This is a genomic window from Microlunatus sagamiharensis (assembly GCF_900105785.1).
Classification (GTDB): Bacteria; Actinomycetota; Actinomycetes; order Propionibacteriales; family Propionibacteriaceae; genus Microlunatus; species Microlunatus sagamiharensis.
The window spans coordinates 1,302,956-1,328,449 of record NZ_LT629799.1 but is presented as its reverse complement, the minus strand read 5'-3'; the positions used below and the strand labels follow the sequence as shown (position 1 = coordinate 1,328,449).

Here is a 25,494-nt window from a genome sequence, read left to right as displayed (position 1 = left end):
GCCGGGTGAGCCCGGTGCGCGAGGAGTGGGTACGGCGGCTGGTCGAGGACGCGGGCGGGGTGCTCGCGCTCGAGCCGGCGTGGGTGGCCCGGTCGTTCCTCCCACCGGGACGCCGGCTCGGTCTGGCCGAGGACGCGTACGACCTCGGGGTTCGGGGTGCGGTCTGCGAGCGCTGGCTCGCGTCCACGACGCCGGCGGACAACGCGGTGCCGCACCCCGACGAGGGGCTCTCCGCGCTCCGGACGCCGGACGGCAGGCACCTGCTGCTCGCCGACCTCGTCCGGGAGCAGCCGGCCCTCGTGCTGGGCGAGGAGTACGCGGCCACCCACCCCGCCGGCCTCGGGCGGCTGGCCAAGATCTTCGACTACGCAGCCCGGCTGCCCTTCCACGTGCACCCGGCTCAGGAGTACGCCGCCCGCGTGGGCCGGCACCAGAAGGACGAGGCGTACCACTTCCTGCCCGGCGCCGACCAGGGCGCGCACCCGGAGACGTTCCTGGGCGTGCAGCCCCACGTCGCCCGCGGTCCGCGGGAGGAGGCACTGCTCCCCCACCTCGTCGCCTGGGACTCCGACCTGGTGCTGACCACCAGCCAGGCCTACCTGCAGGTGCCCGGCGAGGGCTTCATGGTGCCCTCCGGGGTCCTGCACGGGCCCGGTACCGCGCTCACGCTCGAGCTCCAGGAGGACTCCGACGTGCTGTCGATGTTCCAGGCCCTCAACGCCGGCAAGATCATCGACAAGGACCAGCTGCTCTACAAGGACGTCGCCCCCGTCGACCGCGAGGCGTGGGCCGAGCGCGCGCCGCTGGCCTTCGTCGACTGGGCGCGCAACGGCGACCCCGACCTCTTCGCCCGCGCCCACCTCCGGCCGCTCCCGCACCCGGCCTCCACCCCCGAAGCCCGGCGCGACTGGGTCTTCCACGGCAGCACGCGCTTCAGCGGGCAGCGCCTGGTGCTCGCGCCGGGCGCGGCCACGACCGTGGTCGAGCCCGGCGCCTACAGCGTCTTCGCCTGGACCGGGAGCGCTACCTGGGGCGGGGTCGAGCTCGCGGGGGGCCGTCCGGGCGAGGACGAGGCCCTGGTGGTCCACGCCGCCGCGACCCGGGGCACCGAGGTCCGCAGCACCGGGACGGAGCCGTTCACGGCGTACGTGTTCTCGGGTCCCAACCTCCACCCCGAGGCCGCCCTCCTCGCACCGGGCTGGGCCGGGTGAGGGACCCGCGCCTGGTCGCCCTCGACACCGACCTCGCGATGGGAGCGCCGGGCAGCGACATCGACGACGGCTTCGCGCTGGCGCTCGCCCTCGGCGATCCCGGGATCGACCTGCGTCTCGTCACGACGGTCAACGGCAACACCGACGTCGCCACGGCCACGACGCTCACCCTCGAGCTGCTCGACCGGATGGGACGCCCCGAGGTGGAGGTCCGCGCGGGTGCGACCCGTCCGCTGCTCGAGCCGGCCCGCCGGCAGGGCGCCCTGCCGCCCGGTGTCGAGTTGCGCTCGACCCCGCCGCACGCCTCCGTCGCGCTCGCCGAGCTGGTGCGCGCGCACCCCGGCGAGGTCACCGTCGTCGCCGTCGGGCCGCTGACCAACGTGGCCCTCGCCATGCTCCTCGACCCCGGCTTCGCGGCCGGCCTCGGCGCGCTGGTGGTCATGGGCGGGGTCTTCACGCAGACGACCGGCTCCGGGCGGATGCCCGGCGAGTTCAACGTCTGGGTGGACCCTGCGGCCGCCCGGGTCGTGCTGCAGAGCGCTGTCGTCGCGACCTGGGTCGGCCTCGACGTCACCCGCCAGGTCCGCGTCGAGCGGAGCCACGCCGAGGCGATGGCCGCGGACCCGCACGCCTTCACCTCCTTCGCGGGCCGGGCGACGACCGCGTGGATCGACCACCTGGCCGCCACCGAGGACCCGGGCACGACGTCCTGCCCGCTCCACGACCCGCTCGCCGTCGCCGCGGTGACGCAGCCCGACCTGCTCGGGCTGAGGGGCGCGCACCTCGAGGTCCAGCTGGAGGGCCCGGCCCGCGGGGTCCTCGTCGCCGACCTCGGGGTGGGTCCGGACGACCCGGAGGTCAACGCCCGGATCGCCACGCGCGTGGACGCACCGGCCTTCGCCGCCCATCTCGCCGCCTGCCTGCGCAGGCTCTGACCCGACCGTCCAGGAGGACCGCGACATGCAGGAGCAGCTCCGCAGGACCGCGCCCGACGGGTCCGCACCGGTCCGCCTGGCCGTCGTCGGCGCCGGGTCGCGCGGCATGACGTACGCCCGGGAGGGCCTGCTGTCCGGCCGGTCGGTCGTCACCGCGGTCGCCGAACCCCGCGCGGACCGCCGGGCGGCGGCGGCCGCCGAGCTCGGCGTCCCGGACCACCGGGCCGTGGCCGACTGGCGCGACCTGCTCGCCCTGCCCGACCTCGACGTCGACGCCGTGGTCGTCGCCACGCCGGACCGCCAGCACACCGAGCCCGCGCTGGCCTTTCTCGACCGCGGGCTCCCCCTGCTGCTCGAGAAGCCGATGGCCCCGACCGAGGAGGAGGCGGCCCGGATCGTCACGGCCGCCGAGCGCGCCGGGGTGATCGTCTGCGTCGCGCACGTGCTGCGCTACTCGCCGTACACGCAGACGGTGAAGGACGTCCTCGCCAGCGGGGCGATCGGCGACGTCGTCAGCGTCGAGCACCTCGAGCCGGTCGGCTGGTGGCACCAGGCGCACTCCTACGTGCGTGGGAGCTGGCGCCGGGAGGACACCTCGAGCCCGATGCTGCTGGCGAAGTGCTGCCACGACGTCGACTGGCTCTGCGACGTGGTCGGCGCTCCGGCGACGCGGGTGTCGTCGTTCGGCAGCCTGACGCACTTCCGTCCGGAGAACCGGCCCGAGGGAGCCGGGGAACGGTGCCTCTCGTGCGCGGTCGAGCCGGGCTGCCCCTACTCGGCTCGGAAGATCTACCTCGACCACGTGCACGAGGAGGCGGCGCGGCGCTGGCCGCTGTCGGTCCTGGCCCTCGACGTGACCGAGGAGTCGGTCACCCGCGCGCTGGAGGAGGGCCCGTACGGGCGCTGCGTGTACGCCTGCGACAACGACGTGGTCGACCACCAGGTGGTGAACATCGAGTACGCCGGGGGCGTGACCGCCTCGCTCACGATGACGGCCTTCACCCCGATGGGGTTCCGGCGCACCCGCGTCTTCGGCACGCGCGGGACGCTGGAGGGCGACGGCTACACGGTGTCGGTGTTCGAGTTCCTGACCGGCCGCACGACGACGACGCAGGTCGTCGACCCGACCGACCCGTTGGCCGGCGAGGGCCACCTCGGTGCGGACGCGGCGCTGACCCGGAGCTTCCTCGCCGCCGTCGCCGCCGACGACCCCGGCCTGGTGCTCACCTCGCCGCGGACCAGCCTGCACACCCACGCGACGGTCTGGGCCGCCGAGCGCGCGCGCCACCGGGGCACCGTCGAGCAGGTGCCGTCGTGAGAACTCGCCTCCTCCGGCCCGCCCCTCGACCTCCGGTGGGCGCCGCTCGTGCCGGAAGCACCTCGCCCGCCCTGCCTCTGCGGCGGCCCGAACGCCCGAGGTCACCCGTCCTGGGCTCGTGAACCGCCCCGGTCGGGCGTGCGTAGCACCACCTGCCCGTCAACGCACGTGACCTCGAACGTCCGCAAGCCGACCCGGCGCGGCTCGAGCAGCGACCGGCCGGTCTCCAGGTCGAACTCCCAGCCGTGCCACGGGCAACGCAGGACCCGCTCGTGGCGGCCGTACACGAGCTCACCCGGGGCGGACGCGACGAGGGTCCCGCCGACCGACCCTGCGCACATCGGCGCCCCCATGTGAGGGCAGCGTCCGCTGACCGCGAAGAGCTCGTCGCCGACGCTCAGGACGACGACCGGGCGCCCGTCGACGTCGACGACGCGCGACCCCTCGCGCCGCAGCTCCTCGAGCGACCCCACGTGCCGTTCCATCCGTCGACCCCTCGCTTGAGCATCGTTGCGCAAATCGATTTGCGCGATAGCCTGCCGGACATCGACCGTCTCCGCAACGACGAGGAGGACCCGTGTCCACCACGCTGCCCGTCCCCACCGCTGATCCCACCACCGAACCCACCACCGACCCGGCCGCCGACCCGGCCGCCGACGGATCCACCACCTACCGACTCGTCGACTGCGACGTGCACCCGATCATGGCCGAGGGCATGGCCTCGCTCCGGCCGCACCTGAGCGCCGCGGGCGCCCGCCGCCTCGGGCTCGACGAGCGGCGCTCGCTCACCGCGAGCGGTCACCACGAGGTCGTCTCGGTGCCGCGCAACACCCTGTTCGTCAACCAGGCCGGCGTGCTGCGCGCCGACGCGGCCTCGCCCGAGGGCGCCGCCCCGGCGCCGACCCGTCCCACACGGCCCACCAGCTGCTCGACGGGCTCGGCGTCGACCGGGCCGTCCTCATCGGCGGCGAGGTGCTCGGCCTGGGGGCCATGCCCGACCCGGACAACGCCGCGCTGATCGCCGCCGCGTACAACGACTGGCTCGCCACGACGTGGCTCTCCGCCGACGACCGCTACCGCGGGACGATCACCGTCGGCGCCCGCGACCCCGAGCGGGCCGCAGCCGAGATCCGTCGCTGCGCGGCCGACGAGCGCTTCGTCGCCGTGCTGCTGCCCATGACCGACGTGCTGCTCGGCGACCGGCACTTCTACCCCGTCTACGCCGCGGCCGCCGAGGCCGGGCTGCCGGTGACGCTCCACCCCAATTCGGGCGAGGGCATCTTCCGCACCTCGCCGGCCTGGGCGGGCGGCAGCCCCACCTACTACGTCGAGTGGCACACCGGTCTGTCGCAGGTGTTCGCCGCCAACGTCGTGAGCCTCGTGTGCCACGGGGTGTTCGAGCGCTTCCCCGCGCTCAAGGTCGTCGTCACCGAGGGCGGCATCGGCTGGCTGCCCGACGTCATGTGGCGCCTGGACAAGAACGTCCGCGGCCTGCGCGACGAGGTGCCCTGGCTGCGCCGGCTGCCGAGCGAGTACATCGTCGACCACGTGCGCTTCACGACCCAGCCGATGCCGGAGCCGGCCCGCCGCGCGCACCTGCACACGCTCTGCGAGGTCGTGCACGCGGAGCGCACGCTGATGTTCAGCTCCGACTACCCGCACTGGGACTTCGACGACCCCAAGCACGCGCTGACGACCCTGCCGGCGACGGTCCGCGACCGCGTCCGCGCGGCCAACGCGGTGGAGACGTACGGTCCCCGGCTCTGAGACGACCGCTACTCGGCCGGCGCCGCGCGCAGGAGGCGGACCTCCTCCAGGTCGATCCGGTCGAGGACCTGGCGCAGCACGATGTCGTCGATGGAGCGGTCGTCGCGCAGCTGCAGCAGTGCGCTGCGCTTGCGCGCGACCAGCGCGAGCCGGAGCGCCGTGTACTGGTCGTCGTGGCGGACGACCGGGTCCTCCGCGGCGCCGTCGGCGGCGAGGAGCCGGCGCTGCTTGTCGATCTCGTGACGGACCCGGTCGACCACGGGCTGGTCGGTGCCCAGCTCGGCCGCGGTCTCGGTCACGGCCTCGTACGCCGCCTCGGTCGTGCGCACCTCGGCGAGGTGACGCTCCTCGGCCACGGAGCTGTCCGGCGCGAGCCGGGCGAAGCGCACCACGGCCGGCAGCGCGAGCGCCTGGAGCAGGGTCAGCACGATGACGCCGCTCGTCACCACGACGATCAGGTCGCGGCCGGGGAACGGCGAGCCGTCGTCCAGCTGGTGAGGGACGGCCAGGGCGGCGGCCAGCGACACCGCTCCCCGGAACCCCGTCGCGGCGTTGACGGTGCGCTGGCGGGCGCCGACCCGGCGCGCCCGCTGCGACGGGCGCCGGTCGACCAGGCGGATGAGGTAGGGGGTCGTGTAGAGCCAGGCCCAGCGCGTCGCGATCACCACCGCGGTCACCGCGAGCACGAACACGACGGCCGTGCCGGCTGCGGAGCGCGGCAGCGTCCGCACCGCCGCGTGCGCCTCCTGCCCGACCAGGACGAACAGGACGCTGCTGAGGACGGTCGTGGCGAGCGCCCAGAAGGCGGTCGTCTGCTGCCGGGTGACGGCGCCCGTCACCCGGGGGGCGAGCTGGCTCATCAGCAGCCCGCAGACGACGACGGCCAGCACGCCCGACGCGTGGACCGACTCGGCGAGCAGGAAGGCGGCGAAGGGTGTGACCATGATCGCGATGTTCTCCAGCACCGGGTCGTCCAGGCGCCGCCGCAGCTGCCAGGAGACCAGGCCGACCAGCACCCCGGCCAGCGCACCACCGACGTAGGAGAGGACCAGCAGCCACGTGACGTGCAGCGCCGTGAGGTGCTCGGTGCCCACGGTCACGCCGACGGCCAGCCCGTAGATGACCAGGGCCGTGCCGTCGTTGACCAGGCTCTCCGCGCGCAGGACGGTAACCGTCCGTCGCGGCAGGGCGCGGGCGAGCACGCCCACCGCGGTCGCGTCCGTGGGGGCGATGGCGCCGCCGAGCACCCAGGCCGGGCCCCAGGGCAGGCCGAGCAGGTGGGCCACCGTCGCGACCGCGCCGGCCGTGGCCACCACGAGCCCGGTGCTCGCGAGCACCACCACGCGCAGGTTGCTGCGGATCTCGCGGAGCGACGTCGTGAGGCTCTCCCAGTAGAGGAGCGCGGGCAGGAAGAGCAGCAGCACGACCTCCGGCGGCAGCTGCACCTCCCCCAGCCCGGGCACGAAGCCGATCAGCACGCCCGCGAGGACGAGCACCAGCGCGGGCGCGATCGGGAACCGTCCGGCCAGCAGGCCGCCCGTCAGGAGCGCCACCCCCAGCACCACGACCATCTCGAGACCCAGCACGCGCGGCATCCTCCCCGGAAGTTCGTCGCGCCGCAGTCTCGCGCAGGAGGGGGACCGCGTCGACGGCCGCCCGCGCGGACCAGGTCAGGCCCCCGCCCCGGGCACTCCTACTCCTGGCCGACGTCCTCGTCCCGGTGCTCCCGCAGGTCCTGGACGTCGAACCGCCCCTGGTAGCGCGCGGCGAGCTGACGGACGACCTGCACCACCCGGTCGGTACCGACGCCGGCCGTGGCGACCTCGAAGTCGACGCGGACGACCTGGAGCGACCCCGCGTCGACCGCGAGCTCACCCGGCGGCTCGTAGCCGGGCACCAGCCCCTCCTCCCGCAGGCGCAGCGCCAGCAGGCGGACGAAGGCGGCGGGCCCGACGAAGGCGAAGGTCACAGCGGTGCTCATGCAGCCATGGTCGGGCTCGGGCGGACGAGCCCGCGGTCACCCCTGGTCCAAACCCTCGCTCTCCCGGGTCTCGGCGGTCATGCGGCTGGGCTGCACCCGCGCCGGCTCGCCGGGCATCTTCGGGTAGTCCGGCGGGTACGGCATCTCGGCCCCGCCGTAGCGCCCAGTGCCCATCGTCGCGACGTCGCGCTCGTACATCTCCAGCGCGGCGTCGAGGGTGCCCGGCGGCTCGGCGTAGAACGGGGCCCAGGCGTCGCCGACCTCGGCGAACCGCGCCGGCATCGAGCTCACGGTGAAGTCCTCGGGGGACGCGTCGGCGAGCTCCTCCCAGCTCAGCGGCGCGGACACGCGTGCGTCGACGGTCGGGCGGATCGAGTACGCCGACGCGATCGTCCGGTCGCGGGCCATCTGGTTGTAGTCGACGAAGACCCGCTCGCCGCGCTCCTCCTTCCACCAGCTCACGGTGACCTGCTCGGGCATCCGGCGGGCCAGCTCGCGGCCGAGGGCGATGACGGCGTGCCGCGCCTCGACGAAGCCGTACGTCGGCTCGACGGGCACGAAGACGTGCACGCCGCGCCCGCCGCTGGTCTTGGCGAACCCGTGCAGCCCGGCCTCGGCCAGCACCTCGCGCAGCACGACGGCGGCCGCCGCCGCCTCCGCGAACCCGGTCCCGGGCTGCGGGTCGAGGTCGATGCGCAGCTGGTCGACCAGGTCCGGGGCCGCCCGTGTGACCGGCCAGGGGTGGTAGCGCAGGGTGCCGAGGTTGGCCATCCAGGCGATCGTGGCGAGCTCGGTGGCGCAGACCTCGTCCGCGGTGCGCCCGGACGGGAAGGTCACCGTGCAGGTCTCCACCCACTCCGGCATGCCCCGGCTCGGGGCCCGCTTCTGGTAGAAGGCGTCGTAGCCGCCGGCCGGCGGCTTGCCTCCGCGCGTGCTCAGCTCGATGTCGGGCCGGTAGCCGCCGGGCCAGCGCTCCATCGTCACCGGCCGGTCCCGCAGCGCGGCGAGGATCCCGTCGCCGACGGCGAGGACGTAGCGGACCACGTCGAGCTTCGTCAGCCCGACCTCGGGGAAGTAGAGCTTGTCCGGGCTGGTGACGCGGACGGTGCGCTCCCCCACCTCCAGCTCGATCGCGGGCGTGGCCATGGCCCGCAGCATAGGGATGTCGACCCGCACACGCGGAGGGGAACACCGCCCGCCCACCGTGAGTTGGAGCAGGATGAACACCCGCGAGCAAGGAGAAGACGTCGTGAGCGATCTCGAGAATCCCGCAGCCACCGTCGGCAAGGTCGTCAAGTCCGAGGACGAGTGGCGCGCCCAGCTCAGCCGGGCCGAGTACCACGTGCTCCGCGAGGCGGGGACCGAGCGGGCCTTCACCGGTGAGTACACCGACACCAAGACCGAGGGCGTCTACCACTGCCGCGCCTGCGGCACCGAGCTCTTCCGCAGCGAGACCAAGTTCGACAGCCACTGCGGCTGGCCGTCCTTCTTCGCGCCGCTGGCCGAGGAGCGCGTCCGCTACATCGAGGACAACAGCCACTTCATGCGCCGGGTCGAGGTCCGTTGCGCGACCTGCGACTCCCACCTCGGGCACGTCTTCCCCGACGGCTACGGCACCCCGACGGGCCAGCGCTACTGCATCAACTCGATCAGCCTGACGCTGCAGCCCAAGCAGGGCTGACCCAGCACCTCGGCACGACGAACGCCCCCTGGTCCTGTCGAAGGATCAGGGGGCGTCCTGCGTCACCAGCGCGCGACGATCTCCGCGAGCTCGAGGCGGCGCCCGGTGTAGAACGGGACCTCCTCGCGGGTGTGCCGGCGGGCCTCCGCCGAGCGCAGCGCGCGCATCAGGTCGACGATGCGGTAGAGCTCGTCGGCCTCGAAGGCGAGCATCCACTCGTAGTCGCCGAGCGCGAACGAGCTGACCGTGTTGGCCCGCACGTCGGGGTAGGGCCGGGCGAGCATGCCGTGCTCGGTGAGCATCCGGCGCCGGTCCTCCTCGGGCAGGAGGTACCACTCGAGCGAGCGCACGAAGGGGTAGACGCACAGGTACGCCTTCGGGTCCTCGTCGGCCATGAAGGCGGGCACGTGGCCCTTGTTGAACTCGGCCGGGCGGTGCAGCGCGAGCTGCGACCAGACCGGCTCCAGCCCGCGGCCCAGGTCGGAGCGGCGCAGCGCGTGGTAGGCGTCCTGCAGCGTGTCCGAGCTCGGCGCGTGCCACCACACCATCAGGTCGGCGTCGGCGCGCAGGCCGGAGACGTCGTACCAGCCGCGGATCTCGAAGTCCTCGTTGTGCTGGTGGTCGGGGCCACGGGTCCCGCGCTCGATCGCGCGCAGCGCGCTGTCGGCGACCTGCTCGGCCGCGTCCTCCACCGGACGCGTCGCCTTGAACACCGACCACATCGTGTAGCGGATGGTGTTGTTGATCTCGCGGGCCTTCATCGTTCTCCTGCCGGTTCCTGGCTCGTGCGGACATCGATCCTGCCACCGAGGTCCACGAGGACCTTCGCCACGGCGGCGTCGGCGGACGCGACGCAGGCCGGGAGTCCGACGCCGTCGAGGTAGGCCCCCGCCACCGCGACGCCGGGCACCGCCTCGAGCTCCGTGCGCAGGCGCCCCACGAGACCGAGGTGGTCGAGCCCGTACTGCGGCAGGCCGCCGCCCCAGCGGGTGACCGTGGCGTCGAGGAGCGTGGCGTCCTCCCAGCCGGGCAGCGTCGAGACCTCGGCCAGGCTGCGGCGTACGAGCGTGGCGTCGTCGACCTGCAGCACACCCGCCTCCCCCGCCCGACCGACGCTGACCCGGAGCACCGCGACGTCGTCGCCGTACGCCGACCGGGCGGCCTCGCCGACCCAGCCCCACTTGGTCGAGGAGTAGGTCAGCGCCTTGACGGTCGGCAGCTCGCCGGGCGGGACGAGCAGCCCGGAGTCGGTGGGCGCCAGGCCGCGGACGGCGAGGCTGAGAACCGCGACGGAGGCGTACGGGACGTCGCCGAGCGCGTCCAGCGGACCGGCGCTCGGCAGCACGCCGGCGAGCAGCCGGGCCGCCGCGGGCGCCGGCGCGGCGAGCACCACCACGTCGGCCCGGAGCTCCGTCGAGCCGTCCTCCCCGGCGGCCGTGGCGACGGTCGCGATCAGGCCGGCGCGCTCGCGGCGCAGTGCCGTGACCGTGGTCCGCAGCCGTAGGTCGACGCCGCGCTCCTCCAGGCGGCCGATCAGCGCGTCCGCGAGCCCGTGCACCCCTCCGACGAGGCCCGCGAACACCGGACCGGCGCCCGGGCGCAGCGAGGCGCGGGCGTGCGCGGCCAGCGAACCTCCCGTCCGCGCGGCCTCGAACAGCGCGGGTGCGACGGCCTCGAAGGACAGCGAGCGGGAGCGGCCGGCGTACACCCCGCCCAGCAGCGGCTCGAGGAGCCGGTCGGTCACCTCCGCGCCGAAGCGCTCCTCGACGTACGCGCCGATGGCCACGTCGCCGGGCAGCGGCGGCGCGGGGCGGTCGGGCTCGCCCTCGGCGTACGCGGCCCCCGTTGGGGTGAGCAGCGGGCGCAGGGCCGCCGGATCGGTGGGGACACCCTGCAACGACGGCGGCAGCCGGCGCGGCGTGCCCCCGACGAGGACGCGGGGCGAGGCCTGGGTGGGCGTGGTGCGGCGGTCGCCGAGGCCCACCTCGTCGGCGAGGCCGACCGCCTCGGGCCGGCGGGCGAGCATCGACTCCACGCCGCCGTCGAGGACGAGGTCGCCGAGCCGGACCGGGGCGAGCTTGCCGCCCCACCGGGTGCCGGCGTCGAGCACCGTGACCTCGAGGCCCTCGTCGCGCAGCCTGAGCGCGGCCGCCAGGCCGCTGATGCCGCCGCCGACGACCAGGGCTCTCACGCCCACCTCATCTCGACCTCACGCCGCGCGGGCCTCCGCACGCAGCGCCGGGCCCTCCGCGTGCACCAGGTCGACGACCCGGCCGAGGACGCCGGGGTCGGTGTCCGGCGGGACGCCGTGGCCGAGGTTGAAGACGTGGCCCGGGGCCTGCGCGCCGGAGCGGACGACCTCGCGCACCCGCTCGGCGAGCACCGGCCACGGCGCCCCGAGCAGCGCGGGGTCGAGGTTGCCCTGCACCGCGTACGCCGGCCCGATCCGCGCGCTCGCCTCGGCGAGCGGGATCCGCCAGTCGACGCCGACGACGTCGGCCCCCGCCGCGCCCATCCGGGTCAGCAGCTCGCCGGTCCCGACACCGAAGTGGATGCGCGGGACGTCGGCGACGCCGGCCAGCACGCCGGCCGAGTGGGGCTGGGCCTGGCGCTCGTAGTCGGCGGCCGACAGGCTGCCGGCCCAGGAGTCGAAGAGCTGCACCGCGGAGGCGCCCGCGTCCACCTGCGTGCGCAGGAAGTGCGCGGAGAGCCCCGCCAGGCGCGTGCAGAGGTCGTGCCACAGCCCGGGGTCGCCGACCATCAGCGCCTTGGTCCGCGCGTAGTCCTTGCTCGGCCCGCCCTCGACGAGGTAGCTGGCCAGGGTGAAGGGGGCGCCGGCGAAGCCGATGAGCGGCGTCTCCCCCAGCTCGGCGACCAGCAGCCGCACGGCCTCGGTGACGAAGGACAGGTCTCCCGGCTCGGGGGGCACGAGCCGGTCGAGGCCGGCCCGGTCGCGCACCGGCTCGGCGACGACGGGACCGCGGCCGGGCACGATGTCGAGGTCGACCCCGGCCGCCTTGAGCGGGACCATGATGTCGGAGTAGAAGATCGCCGCGTCGACGCCGTAGCGGCGCACCGGCTGCAGGGTGATCTCGGTGACGAGGTCGGGACGCGCGCAGCTGTCGAGCATCGCGATGCCCTCGCGCACCCGCTTGTACTCCGGCAGCGACCGGCCCGCCTGGCGCATGAACCACACGGGCAGGCCGTCGCCCTGCTCCCTCCGGCAGGCCCGGACGAGCAGGGTCGAGGAGGCGTCGAGCACCCCACGATCCTTCCACGCCGCACGGGGCCCGGGTCCCGGCGCGTCCGACCGGGCTCACCGCGCGTGCGCCCGTACGCTCAGCCGGTGGCCGCGCGCACCGATGCCGTCCCCGCCCCCGCGGAGTTCCGGCGAGCCCTGGACGCGCTGGCGACGGCGACCTGGAGACCCGAGCTCGCCGTGGAGGACATCCCGGCCCCGCAGCGCATCGCGCCCTTCTCCGCCGCCGTCACCGCCGACGTGGTCGTGGGCGACGACGAGGTGGGCAACGGCCGCCTGGTGCTGCTGCACGACCCCGCGGGCAACGACGCGTGGCAGGGGACCTTCCGCTGCGTCACCTTCGCCCGCGCCGACGTCGACCCCGAGATGGTCACCGACCCGCTGCTCGCGCGCGTCGGCTGGTCGTGGCTGCTCGACGCCCTCGAGGCCCACGGGGCCGCGTACACGGCGCCGAGCGGCACGGTCACCTCGGTGGCCAGCGAGTCGTTCGGGGGCATGGCGGAGAACGAGCCGCGCGCCGAGGTCGAGGTCCGCGCGTCCTGGACCGCCGTGCTCGACGACGGGCTCGGCCTCGACGCGCACCTGGCCGCCTGGGCGGAACTACTGTGTACGACGGCGGGCCTCCCCCCGCTGCCCGCAGGTGTGGTGGCCATGCCACCCCGGCGGGGCACGCCGAGCCGAAGCACCCGGAGACGTTGACCGCCGCACCACCTCCCGAGCCCACGCGCTCGCCCGCGCCCGCCGAGACCTCGGAGGAGGCCGCGGAGGCCCCTGGGGTCCCGCTGCTGACCCAGCCCGCCGACGGGGTCCCCGACGTCGTCACGACGCCCGAGGCGCTGCTGCGCACGATCGAGGCGCTGGCCGCCGGGACCGGGCCGGTCGCCGTCGACGCGGAGCGCGCGCACGGCTTCCGCTACAGCCAACGCGCCTACCTGCTGCAGCTGCGCCGGAAGGGTTCGGGGACGCACCTGATCGACCCCATCGCCTTCGGCCACACCGACGACGACGGCACCTTCGTCGCCGCCGACCTGTCCGAGCTGCGTCGCGCCATCGTCGACGCCGAGTGGGTCGTGCACGCCGCCAGCCAGGACCTGCCCTGCCTCTTCGAGGTCGGCCTGCTGCCGACGCGGATCTTCGACACCGAGCTCGCCGCCCGGCTGCTCGGCTACCCCCGCGTCGCGCTCGGCACCATGGTCGAGCAGACCTTCGGGGTTCGGCTGCTCAAGGAGCACTCGGCCGCCGACTGGTCGACGCGGCCGCTGCCCACCGACTGGCTGACCTACGCCGCGCTGGACGTCGAGCTGCTGGTCGAGCTCCGCGACGCGCTCGCCGCCCAGCTCGACGAGCAGGGCAAGCGGGCCTGGGCCGAGGAGGAGTTCGCGGCGCTGGTCGCCGGGGCCGGTGCGGCACCCAAGCGGCGCACGGACCCGTGGCGGCGCACCTCCGGCATCCACCGCGTGCGGACCCGGCGCGGGCTCGGCCTGGTCGCCGGGCTCTGGAACGCCCGCGACGCGATCGCGCGGCAGCTGGACCGGGCGCCCGGGCGGATCCTGCCCGACGCCGCCATCGCCGAGGTCGCCGTCGTCGCCGCGCCCGGGCGCGACGCCCTGCGCCGGGTGCCGGCCTTCGCCCGCCGCCAGGCCAAGCGCCACGAGTCCGACTGGCTCGCCGCCATCGCCGCGGTCGAGCAGACGCCGGACACCGAGCTGCCCGCCCTGCACCTCGCCGCCGAGGGCCCGCCGCAGACGCGGGTCTGGGCGTCCAAGAACCCGGAGGCCGCGAGCCGGCTCTCCCGGGCCCGCGAGGCGCTCGCCGCCCGGGCCGAGGAGCTCGACCTCCCCGTCGAGAACCTCCTCACGCCCGACCACGTCCGCCGTCTCGCCTGGAAGCCGCCGGAGGAGCTGACCCACGCGTCGGTCGACGCCGCGCTCGCCGCCGCCGGTGCCCGACCGTGGCAGCGCGCGCAGACCGTCGACCTGCTGCTCGACGCGCTGACGGAGCCACAAGTTACTCACGAGTAATATGCGGCCATGCCGCACGTCTCCCGAGATGTCGTCTTCGTCGACGGCGTCCGCACCCCATTCGGCAAGGCCGGCTCGATGTACGCCGAGACCCGCGCCGACGACCTGGTCGTCAACTGCATCCGGGAGCTGGTGCGCCGGCACCCCGAGCTGCCGCCGGAGCGGATCGACGACGTCGCCATCGCCGCCACGACGCAGACCGGTGACCAGGGCCTGACCCTGGGGCGCACGACCGCGCTGCTCGCCGGGCTGCCGCGCTCGGTGCCGGGCTTCGCGATCGACCGGATGTGCGCGGGCGCGATGACCGCCGTCACCACCGTCGCCTCGGGCATCGCCTTCGGTGCGTACGACGTCGCGATCGCCGGCGGGGTCGAGCACATGACGCACCACCCCATGGGCTTCGACGCCGACGTCAACCCGCGCTTCGTCGCAGAGAAGCTCGTCGCGCCGGACGCGCTGGTCATGGGCGCGACGGCCGAGAACATCCACGACCGCTACCCCGCCATCACCCGCGAGCGCGCCGACGCGTACGCGGCGATGAGCCAGCAGCGCGTCGGGCAGGCCTACGCCGACGGCGTCATCCAGGAGTCGCTGGTCGGCGTGGCGCTGCGCAGCCAGGAGCAGGGCTGGGGCCTGGCCTCGGCCGACGAGCCGCCGCGGCCCGGGACGACCGCCGAGGTGCTCGCCGGCCTGCGCACCCCGTTCCGCCCGCACGGGCGGGTCACCGCGGGCAACGCCGCGGGCCTCAACGACGGGGCCACCGCGTGCCTCGTCGCCGCCGAGGACACCGCGACCGAGCTCGGGCTGCCCGTCGCCATGCGCCTCGTCACGTACGCCTTCGCCGGCGTCGACCCCGAGGTCATGGGCGTCGGCCCGGTGCCCAGCACGGAGAAGGCGCTGGCCAAGGCCGGGCTGACGATCGAGGACATCGGCGCGATCGAGATCAACGAGGCGTTCGCGGTCCAGGTGCTCGCCTTCCTCGACCACTTCGGCGTCGACGCCGAGGACCCGCGGGTCAACCCGTACGGCGGCGCCATCGCCCTCGGCCACCCGCTGGCCAGCTCCGGCGTGCGGCTGATGATCCACCTGGCCCGCGCGTTCCGCGACCACCCCGAGGTCCGCTACGGCCTCACGACGATGTGCATCGGCCTGGGCATGGGCGGGACCGTGGTGTGGGAGAACCCGGCCTGGGACGGCACGGGCACGACAGCCACGGCGACGAGCGGGGCTGCCGCGTGAGCGCCCTGCTGCAGGGCGCCGAGCTCGCCGCGCTGATCGAGGCGACGGCCGCCGGAGCGCCCGACGAGGTCGTGACCCACGCGCTCAGCCGCGACGTCGTGCTGCCCCACGGGGCGGGCACGGCGGTGCTGATCACCCTCGACAACGGGATGGACCACACCCGCCCGAACTCCTTCGGGGCGCGCGGGCTGGCGGAGCTGGACGCCGCGCTCGACGCCGCCCTCGGGCGCGACGACGTCGCGGCCGTCGCGGTCAGCGGCAAGCCGTTCATCCTCGCCGCGGGGGCCGACCTCTCGGCCATCCCGCGGATGACCGACCGCGAGCAGGCCCTGGCCATCGCCCGGATCGGTCACGCGGTCTTCGACCGGCTGCACACCGCGGGCGTCCCGACCTTCGTCTTCGTCAACGGGCTCGCGCTCGGCGGCGGCTTCGAGCTGGCGCTGCACGCCCACCACCGCACCGTCTCGGCGGCCGCGGCCGGCCTGGCCCTGCCCGAGTGCTTCCTGGGCATCGTCCCGGCGTGGGGCGGCTGCTACCTGCTGCCGAACCTCGTCGGCGCCGAGCGCGCGGTCGGCGTGATCATCGACAACCCGCTCAGCCAGAACCGTATGCTCACCGGCCCGCAGTACGCCGCGCTGGGCATCGCCGACGCGATGTTCGAGGGCGCGGACTTCCTCGAGCGCTCGCTCGACTGGGCCGCCCGCGTGGTCACCGGCGCCGTCGTCGTCGAGCGGCCCGAGCCGGACCGCGGCGAGGCCTGGGACGCGGCTGTCGCCCACGGCCGCGAGGTGGCCGACGCGAAGGTGTCCGGGGCGGCTCCCGCGCCCTACCGCGCGCTCGACCTCGTGGCGATGGCGAAGACTGCCGACCGCTACGAGGTCTTCGCCGCCGAGGACGAGACCCTCGCCGACCTGATCATGTCGCCGGAGCTGCGCTCGGGCCTCTACGCCTTCGACCTCGTCCAGAAGCGGGCCCGCAAGCCCGCCGGCGCACCGGACACGGCGCTGGCCCGCAAGGTCGGCAAGGTGGGCGTGGTCGGCGCCGGGCTGATGGCCACGCAGCTGGCGGTGCTGTTCCTGCGCCGGCTGCGCGTGCCCGTCGTCATCTCCGACGTCGACCAGGCGCGGGTGGAGCGCGGCGTGGCCGGGATCCACGGCGAGATCGACCGGCTCGCGGGCAAGCGCCGGATCGGCCCCGACGAGGCCAACCGGCTGCACGCCCTGGTCAGCGGCACGACCGACCTCGCCGACTACGCCGACTGCGACTTCGTCATCGAGGCCGTCTTCGAGGAGCTCGAGGTCAAGCGGCAGGTGTTCGGGGCGCTCGAGCGCCACGTCGGCCCGGAGGCGGTGCTGGCCACGAACACGTCGTCGCTGTCGGTGGCGGCGATGGCCGAGGGCCTGGAGCACCCCGAGCGCGTGGTCGGGTTCCACTTCTTCAACCCCGTCGCGGTGCTGCCGCTGGTCGAGGTCGTGCGCGCCCCGGCCACCGACGACGCCTCGGTCGCCACCGCGCTCGCCACGGCCAAGGCGCTGAAGAAGAACGCCGTGCTGGTCGCCGACGCGTACGGCTTCGTCGTCAACCGCGTCCTGCTGCGCTTCATGGGCGAGGTCATGGGGGCGGTCGACGAGGGCACGCCGGTCGAGGTCGCCGACGCCGCCCTGAAGCCGCTCGGGCTGCCGATGTCGACCTTCACGCTGCTGCAGCTCGTCGGCCCCGCCGTCGCCCTGCACGTGGCCGAGACGCTGCACGACGGCCTGGGTGAGCGGTTCGTCGTGTCGCCGAACCTGCGGGCGCTGGTCGAGGCCCGTCGCCCCGGGCTGTACGACTGGCGGCCGGACGGCACGCCGTACGTCTCCGACGAGGTCAGCGCGCTGATGAGGGTCGGCGACTCCCCCAGCACGGCCGAGCAGGTGCGCGACCGGGTGCTGACGGCGGTGACCGAGGAGGTCGGCTCAATGCTCGCGGAGAAGGTCGTGGCGGCGCCGATGGACGTCGACCTGTGCCTGGTCCTGGGCGCCGGCTGGCCCTTCCACCTGGGCGGGATCACGCCCTACCTCGACCGCGAGGGCTACTCCGAGCGGGTGCTCGGCCGGCGGTTCCTGCCGGCGGGCGTCGCGAGCGTCCCCGCGTAGCACCCTGGGAGCACGACGAGGCGGTGGCCGCAGCCACCGCCTCGTCGTCGTCACCGGCCCTAGGGCCTCAGTGGATGCTGGGGTCCGCCTGGTCGAGCAGCGCCTGCAGCTGGTCGCGGTTCCGGGTGACCGGCCGCTCGAAGTCCCCGCCCTCGGCGTAGGCGTTCGCGTACGCCGCCTGGTCGCGCTGGAAGCGCCAGCTGTCGACCGTGCTGCCGGTGTCGAAGACGTCGTAGCCGATGGCCTCGATGAACGCGGTCACCTGGGCCTTGGCGTCGGCGTCGTCCCCGGCGATCATCAGCGTGTTGCGGTCGGGGTCGCCGGCCGGACGCTGCATCGAGTCGAGGTGCGCGGAGTAGATGTTGTTGAACGCCTTGACGACCCGGGCACCCGGGAAGTGGGCCTGCACCAGACCGGTCGTGGTGGCGCTGCCGTCCTCGAGGGCGTCGATGCGCCCGTCACGCTGCGGGTAGTAGTTGCAGGTGTCGATGACGACCTTGCCGTCGAGCAGGTCGGCGGGCAGTGAGTCCACCTTGCCCAGCGGGATCGTCAGCACGACGAGGTCGCCCTGCGCCGCGTCCTGGGTGGTCCCGGCGCGCGCCTTCTCGCCGAGGGAGGAGGCGAGGTCGGAGAGCGTCTCGGGCCCCCGGGAGTTCGAGACGACGACGTCGTAGCCGGCGTCGACCGCCAGGTGCGCGACCGCGCTGCCGATGTTTCCGCTGCCGATGAGTCCGATCGTGGTCATGCCTTCGACAACCGGGCCGATAGGTCGGCTATTCCTCCTGACGGGACCACGCCGAACGTCGGTGCCGACCGTCAGTGGCGCGCGGTCTCCACGTCGGACTCCTGCGCCACGATCGCCTCGACGACGGTCCGGGCGATGTCCTGCGGCGCGAGGCCGAGCTGGGCGAGCAGCTCGCCACGGGCGCCGTGCTCGAGGAACTCCTGCTCGACGCCGAACTCGCGCAGCGGGGTGGACACGCCGGCGCGGCGCAGCTCCTGCGCCAGGCGGGCGCCGCAGCCCCCGACCACGCCGTTGTCCTCGACGGTCACGACCAGCTCGTGCTCTCCGGCGAGCCGCAGCAGGGCGGGGTTCACCGGCAGGGCCCAGACCGGGTCGACGACCGTCACGCCGACCCCGTGGTCGACCAGGCGGCGCCCGACCTCGAGGGCGGTGCCGACGAGCTGGCCGAAGCCGACGACCAGCACGCGCGGCGGGGCGGTGTCGGCGCGCAGCAGCACGTCGAGGCCGTCGACCACCTCGACGGCGGGGATGTCGTCGGGCACGGCCTCCTTGGAGTAGCGCACGACGGTCGGGGCGTCGTCGACCTGCACGGCGACGTCGAGCGCCTCCCGCAGGCGGGGGGCGTCGCGCGGCGCGGCCAGGCGCAGGCCGGGCACGAGCTGGGCCAGCGACATGTCCCACATGCCGTGGTGGCTCGCGCCGTCCGGCCCGGTGACGCCGGCCCGGTCGAGCACGAAGGTGACGCCGCAGCGGTGCATGGCGACGTCGAGCAGCAGCTGGTCGAAGGCGCGGTTGAGGAAGGTCGCGTAGACCGCCACGACCGGGTGCAGGCCCTGCATGGCCATGCCCGCGGCGGAGGTGACCGCGTGCTGCTCGGCGATGCCGACGTCGAAGAACCGGTCGGGGAAGGCCGCCGCGAAGCGGTGCAGCCCGGTCGGGTAGGTCATCGCCGCCGTGATGGCGACGATCCGCTCGTCGCGCGCGCCCAGGCGCACCAGCTCCTCGGAGAAGACGTCGGTCCACGTCTGCGGACCCGGGGCGCCGAGCGGGCGGCCCGTCACCGCGTCGATCTTGCCGACCGCGTGGAAGCGGTCCTCCTCGTGGGCCTCCGCGGCCTCGAAGCCGTTGCCCTTGCGGGTCAGGCAGTGCACCAGGACCGGTCCGCCGAACTGCTTGGCCTGCGTCAGCGCCTGCTCGACGGCGACGACGTCGTGCCCGTCGACCGGGCCGACGTACTTCAGCCCGAGGTCGGCGAAGAGCCCCTGCGGCGCCAGCACGTCCTTGAGCCCGCTCTTGACCCCGTGCAGGACGTCGTACGCGGTGCTGCCGATCACGGGGGCCTTGCTGACGCCGCGCTTGACCATGTCGAGCACCTGCTCGTAGCGTCGGTCGGTGCGCAGGCTGGTCAGGTGCTTGGCCAGACCCCCCACGGTCGGGGTGTAGGAGCGTCCGTTGTCGTTGACGAGCACGACCAGCGGCAGGTCGGTCGACTCGGCGATGTTGTTCAGCGCCTCCCAGGCCATGCCCCCGGTCAGCGAACCGTCACCGACGACCGCGAGGACCGTCCCGGACCGGTGCTGCAGGCGGATCGCCTTGGCCAGCCCGTCGGCGTACGACAGCGCCGTCGAGGCGTGGCTGTTCTCCACCCAGTCGTGCTCGGACTCCGCCCGGCTCGGGTAGCCCGAGAGGCCGCCCTTCTGCCGCAGGGACGGGAAGGCGTCCTGGCGCCCGGTCAGGATCTTGTGGACGTAGCTCTGGTGACCGGTGTCGAAGACGATCGGGTCGCTCGGCGAGTCGAAGGCCCGGTGCAGCGCGATCGTGAGCTCCACGACCCCGAGGTTGGGCCCCAGGTGGCCGCCGGTGCGGCTCACGTTCTCGATCAGGAAGGCACGGATCTCGGCCGCCAGCTGCGGCAGCTGCGCCTCGTCGAGGGCCTTGAGGTCCGCCGGGCTCTGGACCTGACGCAGCAGGCCGTCGGAGGCGGTCACCATGCTCCCAGGATAGGGGCCGGACCGGCAGGCCCCGCCCCTCCACGCCCGGGGTGCCGGTGATACCGGCCACCCGGCAGACCAGCCGCGCCAGCCACCGGGCGGCACCGGCGTGCAGGCGGCGCGCCCGGGGAGCCGTCACAGCCGGGCCAGGAAGGTGCGGCCGCGCAGCGCCTGCGCGATCAACCCGACCGCGCGCCGGGTGCGCACGAGCGCGGCGCCCTGCTCGAGCCAGATCTCCGCCGCGGTCTCGACGACGTCGGGGCGCACCTCCCCCTTGAGCGTCGTGCGCACGGCGGCCAGGCCCTCCTGCACCGCGCGGCACTGCCCCTCGACGAACTGCTCGGCGAACTGCGCCAGCACGAGCGGGTGGTGCCGGAGCACGCGGTAGCCGCGGAAGTCGGGCGGGCAGCAGTCGAGCAGGTAGGCGGTCGCCGTCCGCTCCCAGTCCGGCGCTCCGGGAGGCCGCACGGTCTCGGGCCACCCGGGAGGCACCACCAGCGTCGTCATGGTTCGACGTTATCGAACACGTGTTCGATACACAAGGGCCGGTCGACGCGCCCGTCTCGGTGTCGGACCGGGCCGGTACGGTCCTCGCGTACCGGTCCCCCGTCCTCAGGAGCCACCTCGTGACCACGTCCACATCGTCCCCCTCGGCCTCGTCGGAGCCGCTGCGGCTCGGTCTGCTGGGGGCCGCCCGGATCAGCGAGGAGGCGGTCGTGCGCCCCGCGCACGAGCTCGGCGTCCGCCTCGTCGCCGTCGCCGCTCGGTCGGAGGAGCGGGCCCGTACGTTCGCCGGGCGCCACGGCGTCGAGCGCGTGGTCGCCGACTACCAGGCCCTCGTCGACGACCCGGAGGTCGAGGCCGTCTACAACCCCCTGGCCAACGCCCTGCACGGGCCGTGGAACCTGGCCGCGGTCGCCGCCGGCAAGCCGGTGCTGACCGAGAAGCCCTTCGCCGACGACGCGGCGCAGGCCCGCGAGGTGCGCGACGCGGCGGCACGGGCCGGTGTGCCCGTGGTCGAGGCGTTCCACCAGCTCTACCACCCGCTGACGGCCCGCATGCTGGAGCTGGCGCAGTCCGGCGAGATCGGCGACCTGCAGCTGGTCGAGGCCCGGATGCTGATGCCGCCGCCCGCGCCGGACGACCCGCGCTGGTCGGCCGACCTCGCCGGCGGCGGGGTCATGGACGTCGGCTGCTACGCCCTGCGCGCCGTGCGCGACCTGGCCGACCTGCGCGGCGGGGAGCCCCGGGTGCTGCGGGCGGTCGGCGGCGAGCACCCCGACCACCCGGGTGTCGACGCCTGGATGAGCGCCGACCTCGAGCTGCCCGACGGCGTCCCCGCCCGGGTCGAGTCGAGCATGACCCACCACGACGTCGACTTCTCGCTGCGCCTCGTCGGCACCCGCGGCGAGGCGTACGCGCCGAACTTCGTCAAGCCGCAGCAGGACGACCGCGTCGTCGTCACCCGCGTCGGGACCGACCCGGTGGTGGAGCGCACGGGCGTGCGCAGCAGCTACAGCCACATGCTCGAGGCCTTCGTCCGCCTCGTGCGCGAGGGCACCCCGATGCGCAGCGGCGCCGACGACGCGGTCGCCAGCATGGCCCTGGTCGACGCGGTCTACGACGCGGCCGGGATGCCGCGGCGCCACGGCACCGTGGCCTCCGCGTGACGCCGGCCCCGCTGGAGGTGACAGGCGCCGACGAGCACGACGACGTCGTCTGCCAGGTGGTGCGGGGCACCCTCGAGGCCGAGGTCGTCCTGCGCACCGACGACGTGGTCGCCTTCCTCGACATCCATCCGCTCTTCCTCGGCCACACGCTCGTGTGCCCGGTGCGGCACGCGGACACGCTGCTCGACCTGCCCGTGGACGGGATGGCCCCGCTGCTGACGGCGGCGCAACGGGTGGCCCGCGCGCAGGAGGCCGCGCTCGGCGCCCAGGGCACCTTCGTCGCGGTCAACAACGTCGTCAGCCAGTCCGTCCACCACCTCCACGTGCACGTGGTGCCGCGAACCAAGGGCGACGGGCTGCGCGGCTTCTTCTGGCCCCGCAAGCGCTACGCCGAGGGCGAGCGGGCCGCGTACGGGACGCTGCTGCGCGAGGCGCTCGCGGCCGGGTGACCTCCGACCGGCCCTGGAGACGCCGACGGCCGGCCACCCTCGCGGGTGACCGGCCGTCGGACGGAGAGTCGAGGCTCAGCGCTTGAGCAGCGAGCGCAGCACGTACGGCATGATCCCGCCGTTGCGGTAGTAGTCCGCCTCCCCGGGGGTGTCGATGCGGACGACCGCGTCGAACTCGACGTCACCGGCAGTGACGTGCACCGTCTTGGGCGTGGTGCCGTCGTTGAGGGCCGTGACGCCGGTGAAGGAGAAGGTCTCCTCCCCCGTCAGCCCGAGGGACTCGGCGTTCTGGCCCTCCGGGAACTGCAGCGGGAGGACGCCCATGCCGATCAGGTTCGAGCGGTGGATCCGCTCGTACGACTCGGCGATGACCGCCTTGACCCCGAGCAGCGCGGTGCCCTTGGCCGCCCAGTCGCGCGAGCTGCCCGAGCCGTACTCCTTGCCGGCCAGCACGACGAGCGGGGTGCCCGCCGCGAGGTAGTGCTCGGAGGCCTCGTAGACCGTGGTCACCGGGGCGCCCTCGACGGTGAAGTCGCGGGTCACGCCGCCCTCGGTCCCCGGCGCGAGCCGGTTGCGCAGGCGGATGTTGGCGAACGTGCCCCGGATCATCACCTCGTGGTTGCCGCGGCGCGAGCCGTAGGAGTTGAAGTCGCGACGCTCGACCCCGTGCTCGCTCAGGTACTTCCCCGCGGGACCGTCGGCCTTGATCGAGCCGGCCGGCGAGATGTGGTCGGTGGTCACCGAGTCGCCCAGCATGAGCAGCACGCGGCCGCCCTCGATGTCGGTGACCGGCACCGGCTCGGCCGGCATGCCGTCGAAGTACGGGGGCTTGCGCACGTACGTCGACTGAGGGTCCCACTCGAAGACGTCGCCCTCCGGCGTCGGCAGCGACTGCCACTGCTGGTCGCCGGCGAAGACGTCGGAGTAGGAGTCGGCGAACATCTCGGCGCCGATGGAGGCCCCGACGATCTCGTCGATCTCGGCCTCGGTCGGCCACACGTCGCGCAGGTAGACCGGCTGGTCGTGCTCGTCGGTCCCGAGCGGGTCGTTCACCAGGTCGATGTCCATCGTCCCGGCCAGGGCGTATGCGACGACCAGCGGCGGCGAGGCGAGGTAGTTCATCTTGACGTCCGGGTTGATCCGGCCCTCGAAGTTCCGGTTGCCCGAGAGCACCGACACCACGGCGAGGTCGCTGTCCTGGACCGCCTGGCTCACCTCGGGGATCAGCGGCCCGGAGTTGCCGATGCAGGTGGTGCAGCCGTAGCCGACGAGGTTGAAGCCGATCTTGTCGAGGTAGGGCGTCAGGCCCGAGCGCTCGTAGTAGTCGGTGACCACCTTGGAGCCCGGCGCCAGCGTCGTCTTGACCCAGGGCTTGCGGGTGAGGCCGCGCTCGACGGCCTTCTTGGCCACCAGCGCCGCGCCGATCATCACGCTCGGGTTGGAGGTGTTGGTGCAGGAGGTGATCGAGGCGATGGTCACCGCGCCGTGGTCGAGCTCGAAGGTCTGGCCGTCGAGGGTGACCTTCGTCCGGCGGCTGGGCCGGCCGATGTCGGCGGGCACGCCGTTGCCGAACTCGTGCGGGTCGCTCTCGCCGCTCTCGCTCGAGCTGACCGGGTCGGACGCCGGGAACGTCTCCGAGACCGACTCGTCGTAGCCGTTGAGCGCGGGCGAGGCGTCGACGTTCGGTGCGTGCTGGTCGGGCGTGGCCGACGGCGCCGGGACGGGCTCGTCGTCGACGTACGCCTTCAGCGCCTCGCGGAAGCCCTGCTTGGCCTCGGTGAGCACGACGCGGTCCTGGGGCCGCTTCGGGCCGGCGATGCTCGGGACGACGGTCGACAGGTCGAGCTCGAGGTACTCCGAGTAGCGCGGCTCGCGGTCGTCGTCGTGCCAGAGGCCCTGCTCCTTCGCGTACGCCTCGACGAGCGCGATCTGCTGCTCGTCGCGGCCGGTCAGGCGCAGGTAGTCGGTCGTCTTGGAGTCGATCGGGAAGACGGCGATGGTCGAGCCGTACTCCGGGCTCATGTTGCCGATGGTCGCGCGGTTGGCGAGCGGCACGGCCGAGACGCCGGGCCCGTAGAACTCGACGAACTTGCCGACGACCTTGTGCTGACGCAGCATCTCGGTGATCGTCAGGACGAGGTCGGTCGCCGTCGCGCCCTCGGGCATGGTGCCGCTCAGCTTGAAGCCGACCACGCGCGGGATGAGCATCGACACGGGCTGGCCGAGCATGGCGGCCTCCGCCTCGATGCCGCCCACGCCCCAGCCGACGACGCCGAGGCCGTTGACCATCGTCGTGTGCGAGTCGGTGCCGACGCAGGTGTCGGGGTAGGCCTGGCCGTCCCGGGTGAAGACGACGCGCGCCAGGTGCTCGATGTTGACCTGGTGCACGATGCCGGTGCCGGGCGGGACGACCTTGAAGTCGTCGAACGCCGTCTGGCCCCAGCGCAGGAACTGGTAGCGCTCGCGGTTGCGGCCGTACTCGATCTCGACGTTGCGGCTGAAGGCGTCGGCGGTGCCGAACACGTCGGCGATCACCGAGTGGTCGATGACCAGCTCGGCCGGCGCCAGCGGGTTGATCTTGCTCGCGTCGCCGCCCAGGTCGGCCATCGCCTCGCGCATGGTGGCCAGGTCGACCACGCACGGCACGCCGGTGAAGTCCTGCATGATCACGCGCGCCGGCGTGAACTGGATCTCGTGGGACGGGTCCTCGTCGGCCACCCAGCCGCCCAGCGTGCGGATGTGGTCGGCGGTGATGTTCGCGCCGTCCTCGGTCCGCAGCAGGTTCTCCAGCAGGATCTTCAGGCTGTAGGGCAGCGTCTCGGAGCCCTCGACGGCGTCCAGCCGGAAGATCTCGTACGACTGCTCGCCGACCTGCAGGGACCCCTTCGCCCCGAAGCTGTCGACACTCGTCGGGTTACTCATCCGGCCTCCTCGCCTCGCAAAGTATCTTGACGTCAAGATATCACGCACGGACCAGCGTCCTGGTCGTGCGACCAGCCTCCCCCACCCGGCCTCGGACCGGCGGGTAAGGGTCGCCTGACCACGAGGACCCCGACCACCGCCGTCCCGCGCGCCGGTGCCTGGACGACGAG

Annotated in this window: 23 protein-coding genes; 12 read left to right on the top strand and 11 right to left on the bottom strand. The window is 74.1% G+C overall.

Translation table 11 applies throughout. The features are described 5' to 3' along the window. Positions 1-5 precede the first annotated feature (5 nt). Genes BLU42_RS06015 through BLU42_RS06005 form a run of 3 tightly spaced genes read left to right on the top strand, consistent with a single transcriptional unit; the run spans position 6 to position 3,464 of the window. Positions 6-1,211, top strand: coding sequence for a cupin domain-containing protein (locus tag BLU42_RS06015; protein WP_091073677.1), 1,206 nt, complete (start codon positions 6-8; stop codon positions 1,209-1,211). Further along, entirely contained in the window at positions 1,208-2,146 is a 939-nt protein-coding gene (locus BLU42_RS06010; protein WP_091073676.1) for a nucleoside hydrolase, read from the top strand. Before BLU42_RS06015 ends, BLU42_RS06010 begins: the two co-directional genes overlap by 4 nt. A 25-nt stretch (positions 2,147-2,171) precedes the next feature. Then, entirely contained in the window at positions 2,172-3,464 is a 1,293-nt protein-coding gene (locus tag BLU42_RS06005) for a Gfo/Idh/MocA family protein (RefSeq protein ID WP_091073675.1), read from the top strand. Positions 3,465-3,565: 101 nt separating this feature from the next. Here BLU42_RS06005 and BLU42_RS06000 read toward each other — a convergent pair whose 3' ends face one another. Further along, positions 3,566-3,949, bottom strand: a complete 384-nt coding sequence (locus tag BLU42_RS06000; RefSeq protein WP_091073674.1) for a Rieske (2Fe-2S) protein — start codon at positions 3,947-3,949, stop codon at positions 3,566-3,568. Between the two features lie 92 nt (positions 3,950-4,041). On the opposite strand from BLU42_RS06000, the gene BLU42_RS05995 reads away from it, so the two are divergent. Continuing rightward, on the top strand, positions 4,042-4,482 hold the full coding sequence (locus BLU42_RS05995) for a hypothetical protein (protein WP_091073673.1): 441 nt from the start codon (positions 4,042-4,044) through the stop codon (positions 4,480-4,482). Next, a complete protein-coding gene (locus tag BLU42_RS05990; protein WP_157719834.1) occupies positions 4,455-5,231 on the top strand; it encodes an amidohydrolase family protein in 777 nt (258 codons plus the stop codon). Before BLU42_RS05995 ends, BLU42_RS05990 begins: the two co-directional genes overlap by 28 nt. An 8-nt stretch (positions 5,232-5,239) precedes the next feature. Here BLU42_RS05990 and BLU42_RS05985 read toward each other — a convergent pair whose 3' ends face one another. From BLU42_RS05985 to BLU42_RS05975, 3 genes are all read right to left on the bottom strand, one after another. Continuing rightward, the gene (locus BLU42_RS05985) at positions 5,240-6,817 is read right to left on the bottom strand and encodes a Na+/H+ antiporter (RefSeq protein ID WP_091073671.1); all 1,578 of its coding nucleotides are present in this window, start codon (positions 6,815-6,817) and stop codon (positions 5,240-5,242) included. Positions 6,818-6,924: 107 nt separating this feature from the next. Beyond that, positions 6,925-7,212, bottom strand: a complete 288-nt coding sequence (locus BLU42_RS05980; RefSeq protein WP_157719832.1) for a hypothetical protein — start codon at positions 7,210-7,212, stop codon at positions 6,925-6,927. A 36-nt stretch (positions 7,213-7,248) separates the two neighbouring features. Beyond that, positions 7,249-8,358 (bottom strand): DNA polymerase domain-containing protein, encoded by a 1,110-nt coding sequence (locus BLU42_RS05975; protein WP_091079576.1) that lies wholly within the window; start codon positions 8,356-8,358, stop codon positions 7,249-7,251. Positions 8,359-8,461: 103 nt separating this feature from the next. Between BLU42_RS05975 and msrB the strand changes: the two genes are divergently transcribed. Next, complete coding sequence (msrB, locus tag BLU42_RS05970) at positions 8,462-8,893, top strand: peptide-methionine (R)-S-oxide reductase MsrB (RefSeq protein WP_231918467.1); 432 nt, start codon at positions 8,462-8,464, stop codon at positions 8,891-8,893. 62 nt (positions 8,894-8,955) lie between these two features. On the opposite strand, the gene hemQ is transcribed toward msrB, so the two are convergent. From hemQ to hemE, 3 genes are read right to left on the bottom strand one after another with little or no spacing between them, the layout of a single operon-like run. Continuing rightward, the gene (hemQ, locus tag BLU42_RS05965; protein ID WP_091073668.1) at positions 8,956-9,654 is read right to left on the bottom strand and encodes a hydrogen peroxide-dependent heme synthase; all 699 of its coding nucleotides are present in this window, start codon (positions 9,652-9,654) and stop codon (positions 8,956-8,958) included. Next, a complete protein-coding gene (gene hemG, locus BLU42_RS05960; RefSeq protein WP_197680634.1) occupies positions 9,651-11,084 on the bottom strand; it encodes a protoporphyrinogen oxidase in 1,434 nt (477 codons plus the stop codon). Before hemG ends, hemQ begins: the two co-directional genes overlap by 4 nt. Before the next feature lie 18 nt (positions 11,085-11,102). Further along, entirely contained in the window at positions 11,103-12,155 is a 1,053-nt protein-coding gene (hemE, locus tag BLU42_RS05955; protein WP_091073666.1) for a uroporphyrinogen decarboxylase, read from the bottom strand. Positions 12,156-12,239: 84 nt separating this feature from the next. Between hemE and BLU42_RS05950 the strand changes: the two genes are divergently transcribed. From BLU42_RS05950 to BLU42_RS05935, 4 genes are read left to right on the top strand one after another with little or no spacing between them, the layout of a single operon-like run. After that, positions 12,240-12,851: a DUF3000 domain-containing protein gene (locus BLU42_RS05950; RefSeq protein ID WP_091079572.1), complete on the top strand. Its 612-nt coding sequence runs from the start codon at positions 12,240-12,242 to the stop codon at positions 12,849-12,851. Then, the gene (locus BLU42_RS05945) at positions 12,848-14,173 is read left to right on the top strand and encodes an HRDC domain-containing protein (protein WP_091073665.1); all 1,326 of its coding nucleotides are present in this window, start codon (positions 12,848-12,850) and stop codon (positions 14,171-14,173) included. The genes BLU42_RS05950 and BLU42_RS05945 overlap by 4 nt, the downstream gene beginning before the upstream one ends. Before the next feature lie 9 nt (positions 14,174-14,182). Then, entirely contained in the window at positions 14,183-15,412 is a 1,230-nt protein-coding gene (locus tag BLU42_RS05940; protein ID WP_091073664.1) for a thiolase family protein, read from the top strand. Next, entirely contained in the window at positions 15,409-17,547 is a 2,139-nt protein-coding gene (locus BLU42_RS05935) for a 3-hydroxyacyl-CoA dehydrogenase NAD-binding domain-containing protein (protein WP_331715263.1), read from the top strand. The genes BLU42_RS05940 and BLU42_RS05935 overlap by 4 nt, the downstream gene beginning before the upstream one ends. 67 nt (positions 17,548-17,614) lie before the next feature. On the opposite strand, the gene BLU42_RS05930 is transcribed toward BLU42_RS05935, so the two are convergent. The 3 genes from BLU42_RS05930 to BLU42_RS05920 form a co-directional block, all read right to left on the bottom strand. Continuing rightward, complete coding sequence (locus BLU42_RS05930; protein WP_091073663.1) at positions 17,615-18,292, bottom strand: NADPH-dependent F420 reductase; 678 nt, start codon at positions 18,290-18,292, stop codon at positions 17,615-17,617. 71 nt (positions 18,293-18,363) lie between these two features. Beyond that, positions 18,364-20,283, bottom strand: a complete 1,920-nt coding sequence (dxs, locus tag BLU42_RS05925; protein WP_091073662.1) for a 1-deoxy-D-xylulose-5-phosphate synthase — start codon at positions 20,281-20,283, stop codon at positions 18,364-18,366. A 135-nt stretch (positions 20,284-20,418) separates the two neighbouring features. After that, complete coding sequence (locus BLU42_RS05920) at positions 20,419-20,790, bottom strand: hypothetical protein (RefSeq protein WP_091073661.1); 372 nt, start codon at positions 20,788-20,790, stop codon at positions 20,419-20,421. Between the two features lie 119 nt (positions 20,791-20,909). Between BLU42_RS05920 and BLU42_RS05915 the strand changes: the two genes are divergently transcribed. After that, positions 20,910-21,953, top strand: coding sequence for a Gfo/Idh/MocA family protein (locus BLU42_RS05915; RefSeq protein WP_091079563.1), 1,044 nt, complete (start codon positions 20,910-20,912; stop codon positions 21,951-21,953). After that, positions 21,950-22,402, top strand: coding sequence for an HIT family protein (locus BLU42_RS05910; protein ID WP_231918466.1), 453 nt, complete (start codon positions 21,950-21,952; stop codon positions 22,400-22,402). Before BLU42_RS05915 ends, BLU42_RS05910 begins: the two co-directional genes overlap by 4 nt. A gap of 75 nt (positions 22,403-22,477) precedes the next feature. Here BLU42_RS05910 and BLU42_RS05905 read toward each other — a convergent pair whose 3' ends face one another. Beyond that, positions 22,478-25,324, bottom strand: coding sequence for an aconitate hydratase (locus BLU42_RS05905; protein WP_091073660.1), 2,847 nt, complete (start codon positions 25,322-25,324; stop codon positions 22,478-22,480). Between the last annotated feature and the right edge of the window lie 170 nt (positions 25,325-25,494).